Source organism: Streptomyces sp. NPDC094032 (genome assembly GCF_040303965.1).
Taxonomy (GTDB): domain Bacteria; phylum Actinomycetota; class Actinomycetes; order Streptomycetales; family Streptomycetaceae; genus Streptomyces.
In genome coordinates, this window is record NZ_JBEOUE010000005.1 from 211,532 (window position 1) to 225,785 (window position 14,254).

Annotated in this window: 11 protein-coding genes; 6 read left to right on the top strand and 5 right to left on the bottom strand. The window is 70.3% G+C overall.

The features are described 5' to 3' along the window. Positions 1-21: 21 nt before the first annotated feature. Genes lspA through ABTZ54_RS10600 form a run of 5 tightly spaced genes read left to right on the top strand, consistent with a single transcriptional unit; the run spans position 22 to position 4,309 of the window. The gene (gene lspA, locus ABTZ54_RS10580) at positions 22-603 is read left to right on the top strand and encodes a signal peptidase II (protein ID WP_351659687.1); all 582 of its coding nucleotides are present in this window, start codon (positions 22-24) and stop codon (positions 601-603) included. Between the two features lie 52 nt (positions 604-655). Then, positions 656-1,597, top strand: a complete 942-nt coding sequence (locus ABTZ54_RS10585; protein WP_351659690.1) for an RluA family pseudouridine synthase — start codon at positions 656-658, stop codon at positions 1,595-1,597. Further along, positions 1,594-2,064, top strand: a complete 471-nt coding sequence (locus ABTZ54_RS10590) for a GNAT family N-acetyltransferase (protein WP_351659692.1) — start codon at positions 1,594-1,596, stop codon at positions 2,062-2,064. Before ABTZ54_RS10585 ends, ABTZ54_RS10590 begins: the two co-directional genes overlap by 4 nt. A 58-nt stretch (positions 2,065-2,122) precedes the next feature. Further along, positions 2,123-3,709 (top strand): Na+/H+ antiporter, encoded by a 1,587-nt coding sequence (locus ABTZ54_RS10595; RefSeq protein WP_351659695.1) that lies wholly within the window; start codon positions 2,123-2,125, stop codon positions 3,707-3,709. Positions 3,710-3,739: 30 nt separating this feature from the next. Then, positions 3,740-4,309: a dienelactone hydrolase family protein gene (locus ABTZ54_RS10600; protein ID WP_351659697.1), complete on the top strand. Its 570-nt coding sequence runs from the start codon at positions 3,740-3,742 to the stop codon at positions 4,307-4,309. A gap of 73 nt (positions 4,310-4,382) precedes the next feature. Here ABTZ54_RS10600 and ABTZ54_RS10605 read toward each other — a convergent pair whose 3' ends face one another. From ABTZ54_RS10605 to ABTZ54_RS10625, 5 genes are all read right to left on the bottom strand, one after another. Continuing rightward, entirely contained in the window at positions 4,383-5,351 is a 969-nt protein-coding gene (locus ABTZ54_RS10605; protein WP_351659699.1) for a zinc metalloprotease, read from the bottom strand. Positions 5,352-5,699: 348 nt separating this feature from the next. Next, entirely contained in the window at positions 5,700-7,349 is a 1,650-nt protein-coding gene (locus ABTZ54_RS10610; protein WP_351659701.1) for an alkaline phosphatase D family protein, read from the bottom strand. Between the two features lie 159 nt (positions 7,350-7,508). Further along, entirely contained in the window at positions 7,509-8,324 is an 816-nt protein-coding gene (locus ABTZ54_RS10615) for a DsbA family protein (RefSeq protein ID WP_351659703.1), read from the bottom strand. A gap of 58 nt (positions 8,325-8,382) precedes the next feature. Then, positions 8,383-9,102, bottom strand: a complete 720-nt coding sequence (locus ABTZ54_RS10620) for a hypothetical protein (RefSeq protein WP_351659706.1) — start codon at positions 9,100-9,102, stop codon at positions 8,383-8,385. 91 nt (positions 9,103-9,193) lie between these two features. After that, complete coding sequence (locus tag ABTZ54_RS10625) at positions 9,194-10,519, bottom strand: DUF2252 domain-containing protein (RefSeq protein ID WP_351659707.1); 1,326 nt, start codon at positions 10,517-10,519, stop codon at positions 9,194-9,196. A 168-nt stretch (positions 10,520-10,687) separates the two neighbouring features. On the opposite strand from ABTZ54_RS10625, the gene dnaE reads away from it, so the two are divergent. Continuing rightward, positions 10,688-14,227: a DNA polymerase III subunit alpha gene (gene dnaE / locus ABTZ54_RS10630; RefSeq protein ID WP_351659710.1), complete on the top strand. Its 3,540-nt coding sequence runs from the start codon at positions 10,688-10,690 to the stop codon at positions 14,225-14,227. Positions 14,228-14,254: the final 27 nt, after the last annotated feature.

Consider the following 14,254-nt stretch of genomic DNA (forward strand, 5'->3'; position numbering starts at 1 on the left):
GTGTGCCGTACCCTCGTGACCATGGCAGAGGCGGAGAGCGTCATCGGTACGCCGGATTCAGGTACGCCGGATTCAGCAGGGGCCGACGAGACGGCCGTCCCCGAGGAACGGCCCAAGGGGAGGCGACGGATCGTCGCCCTCCTCGTGGTGGCCGTCCTGGCCTACCTTCTCGACCTCGGCAGCAAGATGCTGGTGGTCGAGAAGCTGGAGGGGCACGCGCCGATCAAGGTCATCGGTGACCTGCTGCGCTTCGAGGCCATCCGCAACCCGGGTGCCGCCTTCGGCATGGGTGAGGCGTTCACGATCATCTTCACCGGGATCGCGGCCGTGGTCATCGTGGTGATCATCCGCCTCTCGCGCAAGCTGTACAGCCTGCCCTGGGCGATCGCCCTTGGCCTGCTGCTCGGTGGCGCGCTGGGCAACCTCACCGACCGGATCTTCCGCTCGCCGGGCGTCTTCGAGGGGGCGGTCGTCGACTTCATCGCGCCCGCCCACTTCGCCGTCTTCAACCTCGCCGACTCGGCGATCGTCTGCGGCGGCATCCTGATCGTCATCCTGTCCTTCCGGGGTCTGGACCCCGACGGGACCATCCACAAGGACTGAGCCCGACCCCGGCGGACGACGGAGTGTCCTCCGGGCAAGGCATACTCGACGGGTGAGTACGAGTCCCGAGATCCGCACCCTGCCCGTTCCCGATGGCCTGGAGGGCGAGCGCGTCGACGCCGCCATCGCCCGTATGTTCGGGTTCTCCCGTACGAAGGCGGCCGAGCTGGCCGCCGCAGGCAAGGTCCTGGTCGACGGCGCCGTCGTCGGCAAGTCCGAGCGGGTCAGCGGCGGCGCGTGGCTGGAAGTCGAGATGCCGGGCGCGGCCGCCCCGGTGCAGATCGTGGCCGAGCCCGTCGAGGGCATGGAGATCATCCACGACGACGACGACATCGTCGTGATCATGAAGCCGGTCGGCGTCGCCGCGCACCCCAGCCCCGGCTGGACCGGCACCACCGTGATCGGCGGCCTCGCCGCCGCGGGCTACCGGATCTCCACCTCCGGCGCCGCCGAGCGCCAGGGCATCGTGCACCGCCTCGACGTCGGCACCTCCGGCCTGATGGTGGTGGCGAAGTCGGAGTACGCGTACACCTCGCTGAAGCGCCAGTTCAAGGAGCGCGTGGTCGACAAGCGCTACCACGCCCTGGTGCAGGGCCACCCGGACCCGCTGAGCGGCACGATCGACGCGCCCATCGGCCGGCACCCGAACCACGACTACAAGTGGGCCGTGACCGCCGACGGCAAGGCGTCCGTGACCCACTACGACCTGATCGAGGCCTACCGCGCGGCCTCGCTGCTCGACATCAAGCTGGAGACGGGCCGCACCCACCAGATCCGGGTGCACATGTCCACCCTCCGCCACCCCTGCGTCGGCGACCTCACCTACGGCGCCGACCCCACGATGGCCAAGCGCCTCGGCCTGACCCGCCAGTGGCTGCACGCGGTGCGGCTCGGCTTCGAGCACCCCGGCGACGGCCAGTGGGTCGAGTTCGCCAGCACCTACCCGGCGGACCTGCAGACCGCGCTCGACCGGATCGCCTCGGAGAGCCGGTGACCGCCGCCGCGTACACCGTCCGCGAGGCCGTGGCGGGCGTCGACCTCGACGCGTGCTTCGCGGTGCGCCGCGAGGTCTTCGTGGAGGAGCAGGGCGTGCCGCAGGAGCTGGAGTACGACACGTACGACGAGACCGCCGTGCATGTGCTCGCCGTCGGCGCGGACGGGGTGCCGCTGGGCACCGGGCGGCTGCTGTACGGGGCGGACGCGACCGGCAAGACCGGCGCCGACGCCTCGGTGGGCTCGCTCGGGCGGCTCGCGGTGAGCAAGGCCGCGCGCGGACTCGGGGTGGGCGCCGCGCTGGTGCGGGCCATCGAGGACGCGGCCCGCGGGCGCGGGCTCGCCGCCGTCGACCTGCACGCCCAGACGCAGGCCCTCGGCTTCTACGAGCGGCTCGGCTACACGGCGTACGGCCCCGAGTTCCCGGACGCCGGGATGCCGCACCGGGCGATGCGCCGCGCGATCTGATCGTCATTCCGGCGGGGGCAATCACGGTCAAACCGGACGTACGTGACAGGGTGGGGCCGTGGATCAATTGGCCCTGCTCTTCCTGTTGCTGCTCGGCGCCGTCCTGACCGTGCCCCTCGGGGAGCGGCTGGGGCTGCCGGCACCCGTCCTGATGACCCTCGTCGGGATCGCGCTGGCCTTCACGCCCTTCGTGCCCGACGTCGACATCCCGCCCGAGTACATCCTCCCGCTGGTGCTGCCACCGCTGCTGTACGCCTCCGTGCAGCGCACCTCCTGGCGCCAGTTCGCGGCCAACAAGCGGCCGATCTTCCTGCTCGCGGTGGCCCTGGTCTTCGTCACCACGGCCGCCGTCGGGGCGGTCGCCGACGCGCTCGTGCCGGGGATCCCGCTGGCCGCCGCGCTGGCGCTGGGCGCCCTGGTGGCCCCGCCGGACCCGGTGGCGGCCACCGCCGTCGCCGGGTCACTCGGGCTGCCCCGGCGGCTGGTGTCGATCCTGGAGGGCGAGGGGCTCTTCAACGACGTCACCGCGATCGTGCTCTACAACGTGGCCATCACCGCCGTGGTGAGCGGCTCCTTCTCCTGGCCCGAGGCGCTCGGCGAGCTCGTCCTGTCCGCTGTCGTCGCCGTCGCCGTCGGGCTCGCCCTCGGCTGGGCCGCCAACAAGCTGATGGGCCTGCTCGGCGAGGCCCCGCTCCAGACCGGCCTCACCCTCCTCGTGCCCTTCGTCTCCTACGTGCTCGCCGAGGAGCTGCACGGCTCCGGCGTCCTCGCCGTGCTGGTCACCGCGCTCTTCCTCGCCGAGTACGCGAGCGACGCCGACGACGTGATGGGCCGGCTGGCCGGGCAGACCTTCTGGGAGATCGTCGACACCCTGGTCACCGGGATCGCCTTCGGGCTCATCGGCCTGGAGCTCGTGAACGTCTTCGGGGTCGTGGAGGAGCACGGACAGCAGGTGCTCGGCTGGGGCGCGGCCGTGGTCGGCGTGGTGGTCGGGGTCCGGCTGATCTGGCTGCTGCCCGCGAGCTGGCTGGCGAAGCGGCTGCACACCGGCCGCGACTACGCCGAGGAGATCCCGATGAGCTGGCGCGAGAGCGTCGTCATGTGGTGGTCCGGGATGCGCGGGGTGGCCTCGGTGGCGCTGGCGCTCGCCATCCCGCTGCGCACCGACGACGGCTCGCCCTTCCCCGGCCGCGACGAGATCGTCTTCATCGCCTTCTGCGTGATCATCGCCACCCTCGTCGTCCAGGGCCTCACCCTGCCCTGGCTGGTCAAGCGGCTCGGCGTGAAGGCCGACGCGGACGCCGAGCGGGCCTTCGAGCGGGAGCTGGCGATCCGCGCGGCCAAGGCCGCCAAGCGCCGCCTGAAGGAGATCGAGGAGGTCGAGGAGCTGCCCGAGGACGTCGCCGAGCGGCTCCAGCGCGGGGCCTTCGACATCGGGGCGCGGATCAGTCCGGACATGGTCGACGACGAGCGGCGGGCCGCGTTCACCGAGCGGGTGGACCGGGTGAAGAAGGTCCAGCGGATCCAGAAGGAGCTGATGTCGGCGGCCCGCCACGAGGTGCTGTCGGCGCGCAGCGAGCCGGGCTCCGACCCGGAGGTGGTGGACCGGGTGCTGCGCCAGCTGGACGTGCGCAGCATGCGCTAGACCTCGGCGTACGGATGGGAGGATGGCCGCATGGACATCATGCTTTTCCACTCGGTCTACGGGATGCGCCCCGCGGTGGAGGCCGCGGCCGAGCGGCTGCGGGCCGCCGGGCACCAGGTCTGGACGCCGGACCTCTTCGAGGGCCGCACCGCCGGCACGGTCGAGGAGGGCATGGCGCTCAGGGACGGGATCGGGAAGGACGAGCTGCTGCGCCGCGCGGTGCTGGCCGCCGCGCCGTACTCGGAGCGCGGGCTCGTCTACATGGGCTTCTCGTTCGGGGCCTCGGTGGCGCAGACGCTGGCGCTGGGCGACGAGAAGGCCCGCGGGCTGCTGCTGCTCCACGGCACCTCGGACATCGCCGCTTCGGCGTCGGTGGACGACCTGCCGGTGCAGCTGCACGTGGCCGAGCCCGACCCGTTCGAGACGGACGACTGGCTGTCCTCCTGGTACCTCCAGATGTGCAAGGCGGGGGCGGACGTGGAGGTCTACCGCTACCGGGGCGCCGGGCACCTGTACACGGACCCGGAGCTGCCGGACTGGGACGCGGAGGCGGCGGAGCGGACCTGGTCGGTCGCGCTGGCGTTCCTGGACAGCCTGTAGAGCGGCGCGTATGACGGGGTGTGGCCCCCGGGGGAGTCCCCCGGGGGCCACACCTGTGTGCGCGGACGGTGCGTCAGGCGCGGTACGCGATCCAGGAGTCGCTCATGCGGGTCACCTGGCCCGACGTGAACTGGGTCATGCAGGAGTCGTACGTGTAGTCCATGAAGTTGTGGATCGGGTCCACACCGGCCTTGGCGGTGCAGGTGTCGCGGCCGGTCGGGCACTGGAAGGCGGCGCTCTTCTCGGCCGGGGTGTCGCTGACGTAGTCGCCGTTGCCGGTGCAGCCGCCCTGGAAGGTGTGGTAGAGGCCCATCCAGTGGCCGACCTCGTGGGTGGCGGTGTCGCCCTCGTTGTAGTTGGCCGCGGAGCCGCCCGGGAGCGAGGCGTCGAGGATGACGACGCCGTCCATGCTCGGGCTGGCCTTGTAGGAGGACGGGAAGGTCGCCCAGCCGAGCAGGCCGCCGCCGAGGTTGGCGGTGTAGACGTTCAGCGCGTTGGCGCCGCCCTTGCGCAGGGTGCTCTTCATGTCCTTCTCCGCCTGGGTGCCGTCGGAGAGGTTGTACCAGGTGGCGTTGTCCGTGTAGTCCGTGCCGGCCAGCGAGAACTGGAAGTTGGAGTTCACGTTGCCGGTGCCCTGGCCGCCGTAGGCGGCGTTGAGGACGGCCATCTGGTTGTTGATGGCGGTGGCGCTGAGCTTGCCCGTCGTGCCGCTGTGGATCACGTGGAAGTAGACGGGGATCGTCGTCGCGGCGGCGGCGTTCGCCCCGGCGGCCAGGGAGGCGCGGCCGGAGACGCGGGCCTCGCCGACCTTCTTCTTCAGGTCCTCGTCCATGGCCTTGGCCTGGGCGGCGGTGATCTCGTTCGGCTCGGCCTCGGTGGCGCTGCCCTTGGCCTTGCGGGCGCCGGAGAGGGTGGCGGAGCCGTCCGCGCACTTCTCGGCGGAGGCCAGCGTGGAGGTGGCCGGGGTCGCCGCGGGGGCGGAGAGGGGAGCGAGGGCCAGAGTTCCGGCCATGACGGCGGTGCCGATCATACGACGTGACATACGCGGCGATATACGGACGAGAGCACGCACGGTGACTCCTAGCGGGGGGTGGTGGGGAGGCACTTCCTCGCCACTGGCCGGGAGATTACGCGTCCATGTCACAGGTCGTTGAGGATTGATCAAGCCCAATCATTCGTGGGGCAAATGAGGGCATCGGGAAGAAAAACTTCTGCCGCTCCCGGAGTTTGAGACAGGGACGTAACAGAAGTGACGACAAAGGCGGGTGGTGTGTCCGGTTTCGAACGCCCGAACTCGCCACCCGCCGTAGTCATGTGATCTCCCGTTAACAGAGAGGATCATGGCCGGAAAGCATCGCCAAGAGGCTCGCTTGGCGACCGTGTGTACGCGTCAGCGCACGGGCTGGTACACCCGCTCGACACGCTGCGTTCCGCTGAGCGTGCGGTACGAGCGGGCCCAGGACGCCGTCGCGTGGACGTCCGCCCGGTCGGAGACCGTGTAGTAGTCCATCTGCGAGCGCTCGGCCGTCACGTCGAGCACGCCGTAGCCGTGGTGGTCCATGTCCACCCACTTCACATGCCGGTTGGCCGCCTTGACCGCCCCCGCCGCCACCACCGAGAGCGTGCCCGGCGCCACGTGCAGCAGGTCGTCCAGGTTGTCCGAGGTCACCGAGGTCACCACGAACTCCGTCGCGGCCGAGGCCGACAGCGGGTACGTCGCCGCCGTCACCGGCACGTCGTTGGCCCAGGCCATGTGGATGTCACCGGTGAGGAAGACCGTGTTCCGGATGGACCGGTCCGTCAGGTGCCTCAACAGCTCCTTGCGGTCGTCCGTATAGCCGTCCCACTGGTCGACGTTGACGGCGATGCCCTCCTTGGGCAGCCCGAGCAGCCCGGCGAGCGGTTCCAGCAGATGGGCCGGCAGGGAGCCGAAGGCCACCGGCGAGATCATCACCGAGGTGCCGACCAGCTGCCAGGCCGCGTCCGAGGCCGAGAGCCCCGACTTCAGCCAGTCCAGCTGCGCCCGGCCGGTGAGGGAGCGCTCCGGGTCGTCCACCGTGCCGTTGCCCACGGCCGCCTGCTGGGAGCGGAAGGAACGCAGGTCGAGCAGGTGCAGATCGGCCAGCTTGCCGAAGCGCAGCCGCCGGAAGACCGTGCCCTCGGTCGAGGTGCGCACCGGCATCCACTCGAAGTACGCCCGCTTGGCCGCCGCCACCCGGTCCGCCCAGTCGCCCTCGGCGCCCGGCGTGTGGTTCTCGGCCCCGCCCGACCAGGCGTCGTTGGCGAACTCGTGGTCGTCCCAGATCGCGACGATCGGGTGCGCCGCGTGCAGCGCCTGGAGGTCGGCGTCCGTCTTGTACTTCCCGTGCCGGGTGCGGTAGTCGGCGAGCGAGACGATCTCGTGGGCCGGCTCGTGCTGACGCACCACGTACTTGGCCGCCGGGTAGGCGCCGGTGGCGTACTCGTAGATGTAGTCGCCGAGATGGAGGATCGCGTCCAGGTCGGCGCGGGCGGCCAGGTGGCGGTACGGCGAGAAGTAGCCGGCCTCCCAGTTGGCGCAGGAGACCACGCCGAAGCGGACGCCGGGGCCCGCCGAGTCGGCGGCGGGCGCGGTGCGGGTGCGGCCGGCCGGGGAGACGGCCCCGTCGGCGGTGAAGCGGAACCAGTAGGCGGTGGCCGGGCGCAGGCCCCGGACGTCCGCCTTCACGGTGTGGTCGGAGGCGGCGGTGGCCAGGGCCGTGCCGTGGGCGACGGTCCGGGTGAAGGCGCGGTCCTCGGCGAGCTCCCAGGTGACGGTGGTGTCGGGGCCCAGGCCGGAGCCGGGTACGGCGTCGGGGGTGGGGGTGACGCGCGTCCAGAGCAGGACGCCGTCGGGCAGCGGGTCGCCCGAGGCGACACCGTGCAGGAACGCGGGCGCCGTGGGCTCGGCGAGCGCGGGCGAGGCGGCGGCCACCAGTGCCGGGGTCACGACGGCCGTCACTGCGGCGGCCTTCACGACGGTACGGCGCGTGGGGGCGGATATGAGGTTACGACTGGTCACGGGCCGTCAGATTACCGGCCGGTACGGAGATTCGGCAGACCCGCGCGGAAAGTTCGCCGAGTCGTCGACGGGACGTCGCCGAGCGGGCCCCGCGGCACCCCTCCCCGAACGCGGCGGCTCAAGGGGAGGGGTCCCGGAGAAGGGGTCCCGGGGAAGGGGTCAGCCCTTCATCACCTTGCCGAGCGCCGCGTTGAACTGGTCCACCGTCAGCGGCGGGTTGTCGCTGCCCTCGGCGGTCAGGGTCTTGCCGTCCATCTTCAGCGTCGGCGTGCCCGTGACCCCGCTCTTGTCGAAGGCCTTCGACATCTTCATCGCCCAGGCGTCGAAGGTGCCCTCCTCGACGTTCTTCTTGAACTCGGCGTTGCCCTTCAGCGCCGGCACCGAGTCGGCGGCCTCCAGGAGGTACGCGTCCTTGGCGAACTTGTCCTGGCTCTCCTCCGGGTGGAACTTGGTCGAGTACAGCGCCTCCTTGTACTTCAGGAAGGCGTCCGGGCTCACGTTCAGGGCCGCGCCGAGGGCCGACAGGGCGTTCTTCGAGCCCTCGCCCCGGTCGGAGTTGTCGATGAAGGTGGCACCCACGTACTTGATCTTGTACTTGCCGTCGGCGACGTCCTTCGCCACGGTCGCGCCCACGCCCTGCTCGAAGGTGGCGCAGACCGGGCAGCGGGAGTCCTCGTACAGCTCCAGGGTCTTCTTGGCCTCGGGCTTGCCGATGACGACGGTCGTGCCGTCCGTGCCCTCGGTGTTCTTCGGGGCCGTGACGTTCTTCGCGTCGGCGGCCGCCTCCCACGCGGAGGGCTTGGTGGACTGGACGACGGCGTAGCTGATGCCGCCGACCACCGCGAGGGCGGCGACCGCCGACACCGCGACGATCACCTGGCGGCGCGCCTTGTCCTTCTTGGCCTGGCGGTCGCGCTCCTCGCGCAGCCGCTCGCGGGCCGCTGCCTTGTTGGCCTGGGTGTTGCGCTTGCTCATGATCGTGGACTCCGTGACGTGAGGGAGGAAGGAAAGGGCGAAAGGACCGCGTGCTTGCTCAGACGAGGGCGAGCGCCGGCGCACAGACGCGCCGGAGACCCGCCGAGCACGGCGGTCCACGCCGTCCCACGGAGTGCACGAGCAGCCGGGCCGTCGACCGGCGAGGCCGGTCCACGGGACGGCCGGCGCGCCGCGGGGCGGACCCCACGGCGCGGAAGAAGGCCGCCACCAGGAGCAGCGGCCGGAAGGCGAGGGCCATGGCCGCCCGGAGCAGCCGGGCGAGCGCCCGCTCCCCGCCGCGCAGCCAGGAGGCCGCCGCGAGCCCGACCGCCACATGGGCGGCGAGCAGCAGCCAGGGCACCGCCGGATCGGGGGAGCTCAGCAGCGCCGTGGCGGTGCCGCTCCCCGGGACCGCCACACCCGGCAGCGGGGAGCCGACGGCGCCGCCGCACAGCGCCTCCACGTCGAAGCCCACCGCGCGCAGCGACCCGGCGACCGGGCCGCCGGCGGGGCCGTAACAGGCGACCTGGCCGCTGGTGAACAGCGTGTCGGCGGCCAGCTCCAGCGGGACGAGCAGCCCGGCGATCGGGCCGAAGCCGCGCTCCCGCCCGGCCAGCGCGTACGCCACGGCGAAGACGCCGGCCGCGACCGGGACGACCGTGGCCAGCGGCAGCGGGACCCCGGACAGCAGCACATGCGAGGCCACGGACAGCGCCACGACCAGGGTCGTGAAGAGCGCCGCCCGGAGGGCTCTCAGCTGGGTGCTTGCCATGTCCATCGCCGTGGAAGTGTGTCATGCCCGCCCGTAAGGCGTCCCTAAGGGAGAGCTGTGGGACCGCGCCGGGCGGTCCCACCGGCCCCTTCCGCCCCTACAGCCCCGGGATGCGCCCGTTGCGGAAGAGGTCCACGAAGATCTGGTGGTCGGCCCGCGCCCGCGCGCCGTAGGAGTGCGCGAACTCCACCAGGAGCTCGGCGAAACCGTCCTCGTCCGCTGCGATGGCGGCGTCGATGGCCCGCTCCGTGGAGAACGGCACCAGGGACTGCCCGCTGGAGTCGTCCGCCGCCGCGTGCATGGCCGCCGTGGCCCGCCCGAGGTCGGCCACGGTCGCCGCGATCTCCTCCGGGTCGTCGATGTCCGACCAGTCCAGGTCCACCGCGTACGGCGACACCTCGGCGACCAGCTGCCCCGCCCCGTCCAGCTCGGTCCAGCCCAGCCACGGGTCGGCGTGCGCCTGGAGCGCCCGCTGCGAGATCACGGTGCGGTGGCCCTCGTGCCGGAAGTACTCCCGTACCGCCGCGTCCGTCACATGGCGCGACACCGCCGGCGTCTGCGCCTGCTTCATGTAGATGACGACGTCGTTCTCCAGGGCGTCGCTGTGGCCCTCCAGGAGGATGTTGTACGAGGGGAGGCCGGCCGAGCCGATGCCGATGCCGCGGCGGCCGACGACGTCCTTCACCCGGTACGAGTCCGGGCGGACCAGGCTCGACTCCGGCAGGGTCTCCAGGTAGCCGTCGAAGGCGGCGAGGACCTTGTAGCGGGTGGCCGCGTCCAGGTCGATCGCCCCGCCGCCGGAGGCGAAGCGGCGCTCGAACTCGCGGATCTCCGTCATCGAGTCCAGCAGGCCGAAACGGGTCATCCCGCGCGCGTCCCGCAGGGCGTCGAGCAGGGCGCCGCCCGCGGTGTCCAGCGTGAAGGGCGGGATCTCGTCGTCCTTGGCGCCGGTCGCCAGCGCGTGGATCCGCTCCCGGTACGCGGCGGCGTAGATCCGCACCAGCTCGGTGATCTGCTCGTCACTGAGCGCCTTGGTGTAGCCCAGCAGCGCCAGGGAGGCGGCGAGCCGCTTGAGGTCCCAGGTGAAGGGGCCGACGTAGGCCTCGTCGAAGTCGTTGACGTTGAAGATCAGCCGTCCGTTGGCGTCCATGTACGTGCCGAAGTTCTCGGCGTGCAGATCGCCGTGGATCCACACCCGGCCGGTCCGCTCGTCCAGGTACGGGCCGCCGTGCGCCTCGCGCTCCAGGTCCCTGTAGAACAGGCAGGCGGTGCCCCGGTAGAAGGCGAAGGCGGAGCCGGCCATCTTGCGGAACTTGACCTTGAAGGCGGCGGGGTCGGCGGCGAGCAGCTCGCCGAAGGCGGTGTCGAAGACGGCGAGGATCTGCTCACCGCGCTCGGTCGCGGTGGGCTGGGGGACCGACATCGAGGGTGCCTCCTGGTGCGGGGGTATGGCTCAAAAGGGTGCATGACAAATGGGACAGGTGTTCTCTGTCCCCAACGCCCGACGCTACTCGCGAGTGCCCGCCCGTTGTCAGTCGAGCGACGTAGACTTCCACGCTGTCCCCCCAGGAATTCATCGGAGGCCCTCCCCGTGACCAAGCCGCCCTTCACGCACCTCCACGTCCACACCCAGTACTCCCTGCTGGACGGTGCCGCGCGGCTGAAGGACATGTTCAACGCGTGCAACGAGATGGGCATGACCCATATCGCCATGTCCGACCACGGCAACCTGCACGGGGCCTACGACTTCTTCCACAGCGCCAAGAAGGCCGGTGTGACGCCGATCATCGGCATCGAGGCCTATGTCGCCCCGGAGTCCCGGCGCAACAAGCGGAAGATCCAGTGGGGCCAGCCGCACCAGAAGCGGGACGACGTCTCGGGTTCCGGCGGCTACACCCACAAGACCATCTGGGCGGCGAACGCCACCGGCCTCCACAACCTCTTCCGGCTGTCCTCCGACGCGTACGCCGAGGGCTGGCTCCAGAAGTGGCCGCGGATGGACAAGGAGACCATCTCCCAGTGGTCGGAGGGCCTGATCGCCTCCACCGGCTGCCCCTCCGGCGAGCTCCAGACGAGGCTGCGTCTCGGCCAGTTCGACGAGGCCCTGAAGGCCGCCTCCGAGTACCAGGACATCTTCGGCAAGGACCGCTACTTCCTGGAGCTGATGGACCACGGCATCGAGATCGAGCGCCGGGTCCGCGACGGGCTCCTGGAGATCGGCAAGAAGCTGGGCATCCCGCCGCTGGTCACCAACGACTCGCACTACACGTACGCGCACGAGTCGACCGCGCACGACGCCCTGCTCTGCATCCAGACCGGCAAGAACCTCTCCGACCCGGACCGCTTCCGCTTCGACGGCACCGGCTACTACCTCAAGTCCACGGACGAGATGTACGCCATCGACTCCTCGGACGCCTGGCAGGAGGGCTGCCGCAACACCCTCCTGGTCGCGGAGCAGATCGACACCACCGGCATGTTCGTCGAGAAGAACCTCATGCCGAAGTTCGACATCCCGGAGGGGTACACCGACACCACCTGGTTCCGCGAGGAGACCATGCGGGGCATGCACCGCCGGTTCCCCGGAGGCATCCCCGAGGACCGCCTGAAGCAGGTCGAGTACGAGATGGACACGATCATCTCGATGGGCTTCCCCGGCTACTTCCTCGTCGTCGCCGACTTCATCATGTGGGCGAAGAAGCAGGGCATCGCCGTGGGCCCCGGCCGAGGCTCCGCGGCCGGTTCGATCGTCGCGTACGCCATGGGCATCACCGACCTCGACCCGATCCCGCACGGCCTGATCTTCGAGCGCTTCCTCAACCCCGAGCGCATCTCGATGCCCGATGTCGACATCGACTTCGACGAGCGTCGGCGCGTCGAGGTGATCCGGTACGTGACGGAGAAGTACGGCTCCGACAAGGTCGCCATGATCGGCACCTACGGCAAGATCAAGGCGAAGAACGCCATCAAGGACTCCGCGCGCGTCCTCGGCTACCCGTACGCCATGGGCGACCGGCTCACCAAGGCCATGCCCGCCGACGTCCTCGGCAAGGGCATCGACCTCAACGGCATCACCGACCCCTCGCACCCGCGCTACAGCGAGGCCGGCGAGATCCGCGCGATGTACGAGAACGAGCCGGACGTCAAGAAGGTCATCGACACCGCCCGGGGCGTCGAGGGCCTGGTCCGCCAGATGGGCGTGCACGCGGCCGGCGTGATCATGTCCAGCGAGCCGATCGTCGACCACGCCCCGATCTGGGTGCGGCACACGGACGGCGTGACGATCACGCAGTGGGACTACCCCCAGTGCGAGTCGCTCGGCCTGATCAAGATGGACTTCCTGGGCCTCAGGAACCTCACGATCATGGACGACGCCGTCAAGATGGTGAAGGCCAACAAGGGGATCGAGCTCGACCTCCTGGCCCTGCCGCTCGACGACCCGAAGACGTACGAACTGCTCTGCCGGGGCGACACCCTCGGCGTCTTCCAGTTCGACGGCGGACCCATGCGGTCCCTGCTGCGGCTGATGAAGCCCGACAACTTCGAAGACATCTCCGCCGTGTCCGCCCTGTACCGGCCGGGCCCGATGGGCATGAACTCGCACACGAACTACGCCCTGCGCAAGAACAAGCAGCAGGAGATCACCCCGATCCACCCCGAGCTGGAGAAGCCGCTCGAAGAGGTGCTCGCGGTCACCTACGGCCTGATCGTCTACCAGGAGCAGGTGCAGAAGGCCGCCCAGATCATCGCCGGCTACTCCCTCGGCGAGGCCGACATCCTCCGCCGCGTCATGGGCAAGAAGAAGCCCGACGAGCTGGCCAAGAACTTCACGATCTTCCAGGAAGGCGCCCGGAAGAACAACTACAGCGACGAGGCCATCCAGGCCCTCTGGGACGTCCTGGTCCCCTTCGCCGGCTACGCCTTCAACAAGGCGCACTCCGCCGCGTACGGCCTGGTCTCCTACTGGACCGCCTACCTCAAGGCGAACTACCCCGCCGAGTACATGGCCGGTCTGCTCACCTCGGTCAAGGACGACAAGGACAAGTCCGCCGTCTACCTCAACGAGTGCCGCCGCATGGGCATCAAGGTGCTCCCGCCGAACGTGAACGAGTCCGAGTCGAACTTCGCCGCCCAGGGCGACGACGTGATCCTCTTCGGCCTCTCCGCCGTCCGCAACGTCGGCACCAACGTCGTCGAGTCGATCATCAGGTCGCGCAAGGCGAAGGGGAAGTACGCCACCTTCCCCGACTTCCTCGACAAGGTCGAGGCCGTCGTCTGCAACAAGCGGACCATCGAGTCGCTGATCAAGGCCGGCGCCTTCGACGAGATGGGCCACACCCGCAAGGGCATGGTCGCCCACCACGAACCCATGATCGACAACGTGGTGGCGGTCAAGCGCAAGGAGGCCGAGGGCCAGTTCGACCTGTTCGGAGGGATGGGCGAGGAGACGAGCGACGAGCCCGGCTTCGGCCTGGACGTCGAGTTCTCCGACGTCGAGTGGGAGAAGTCGTACCTGCTCGCCCAGGAGCGCGAGATGCTCGGCCTCTACGTCTCCGACCACCCGCTCTTCGGTCTCGAACACGTCCTGTCCGACAAGACCGACGCCGGCATCTCCCAGCTCACCGGCGGCGAGCACGCCGACGGCGCGGTCGTCACCATCGGCGGCATCATCTCCGGCCTCCAGCGGAAGATGACCAAGCAGGGCAACGCCTGGGCCATCGCCACCGTCGAGGACCTGGCCGGCTCCATCGAGTGCATGTTCTTCCCGGCCACCTACCAGCTGGTCTCCACCCAGCTCGTCGAGGACACGGTCGTCTTCGTCAAGGGCCGGCTCGACAAGCGCGAGGACATCCCCCGCCTGGTCGCCATGGAGCTGATGGTCCCCGACCTCTCCAACGCCGGGACCAACGCGCCCGTGATCCTCACCATCCCCACCGTCAAGGTGACCCCGCCGATGGTCAGCCGGCTCGGCGAGATCCTCAAGCACCACCGGGGCAACACCGAGGTCCGCATCAAGCTCCAGGGGCCGCGCTCCACCACCGTGCTCCGGCTCGACCGGCACCGGGTCCAGCCCGACCCGGCGCTCTTCGGCGACCTGAAGGTGCTGCTCGGACCGTCCTGCCTGGCCGGCTAGGCGGCGCCTCGCACACCGCGCACGCGC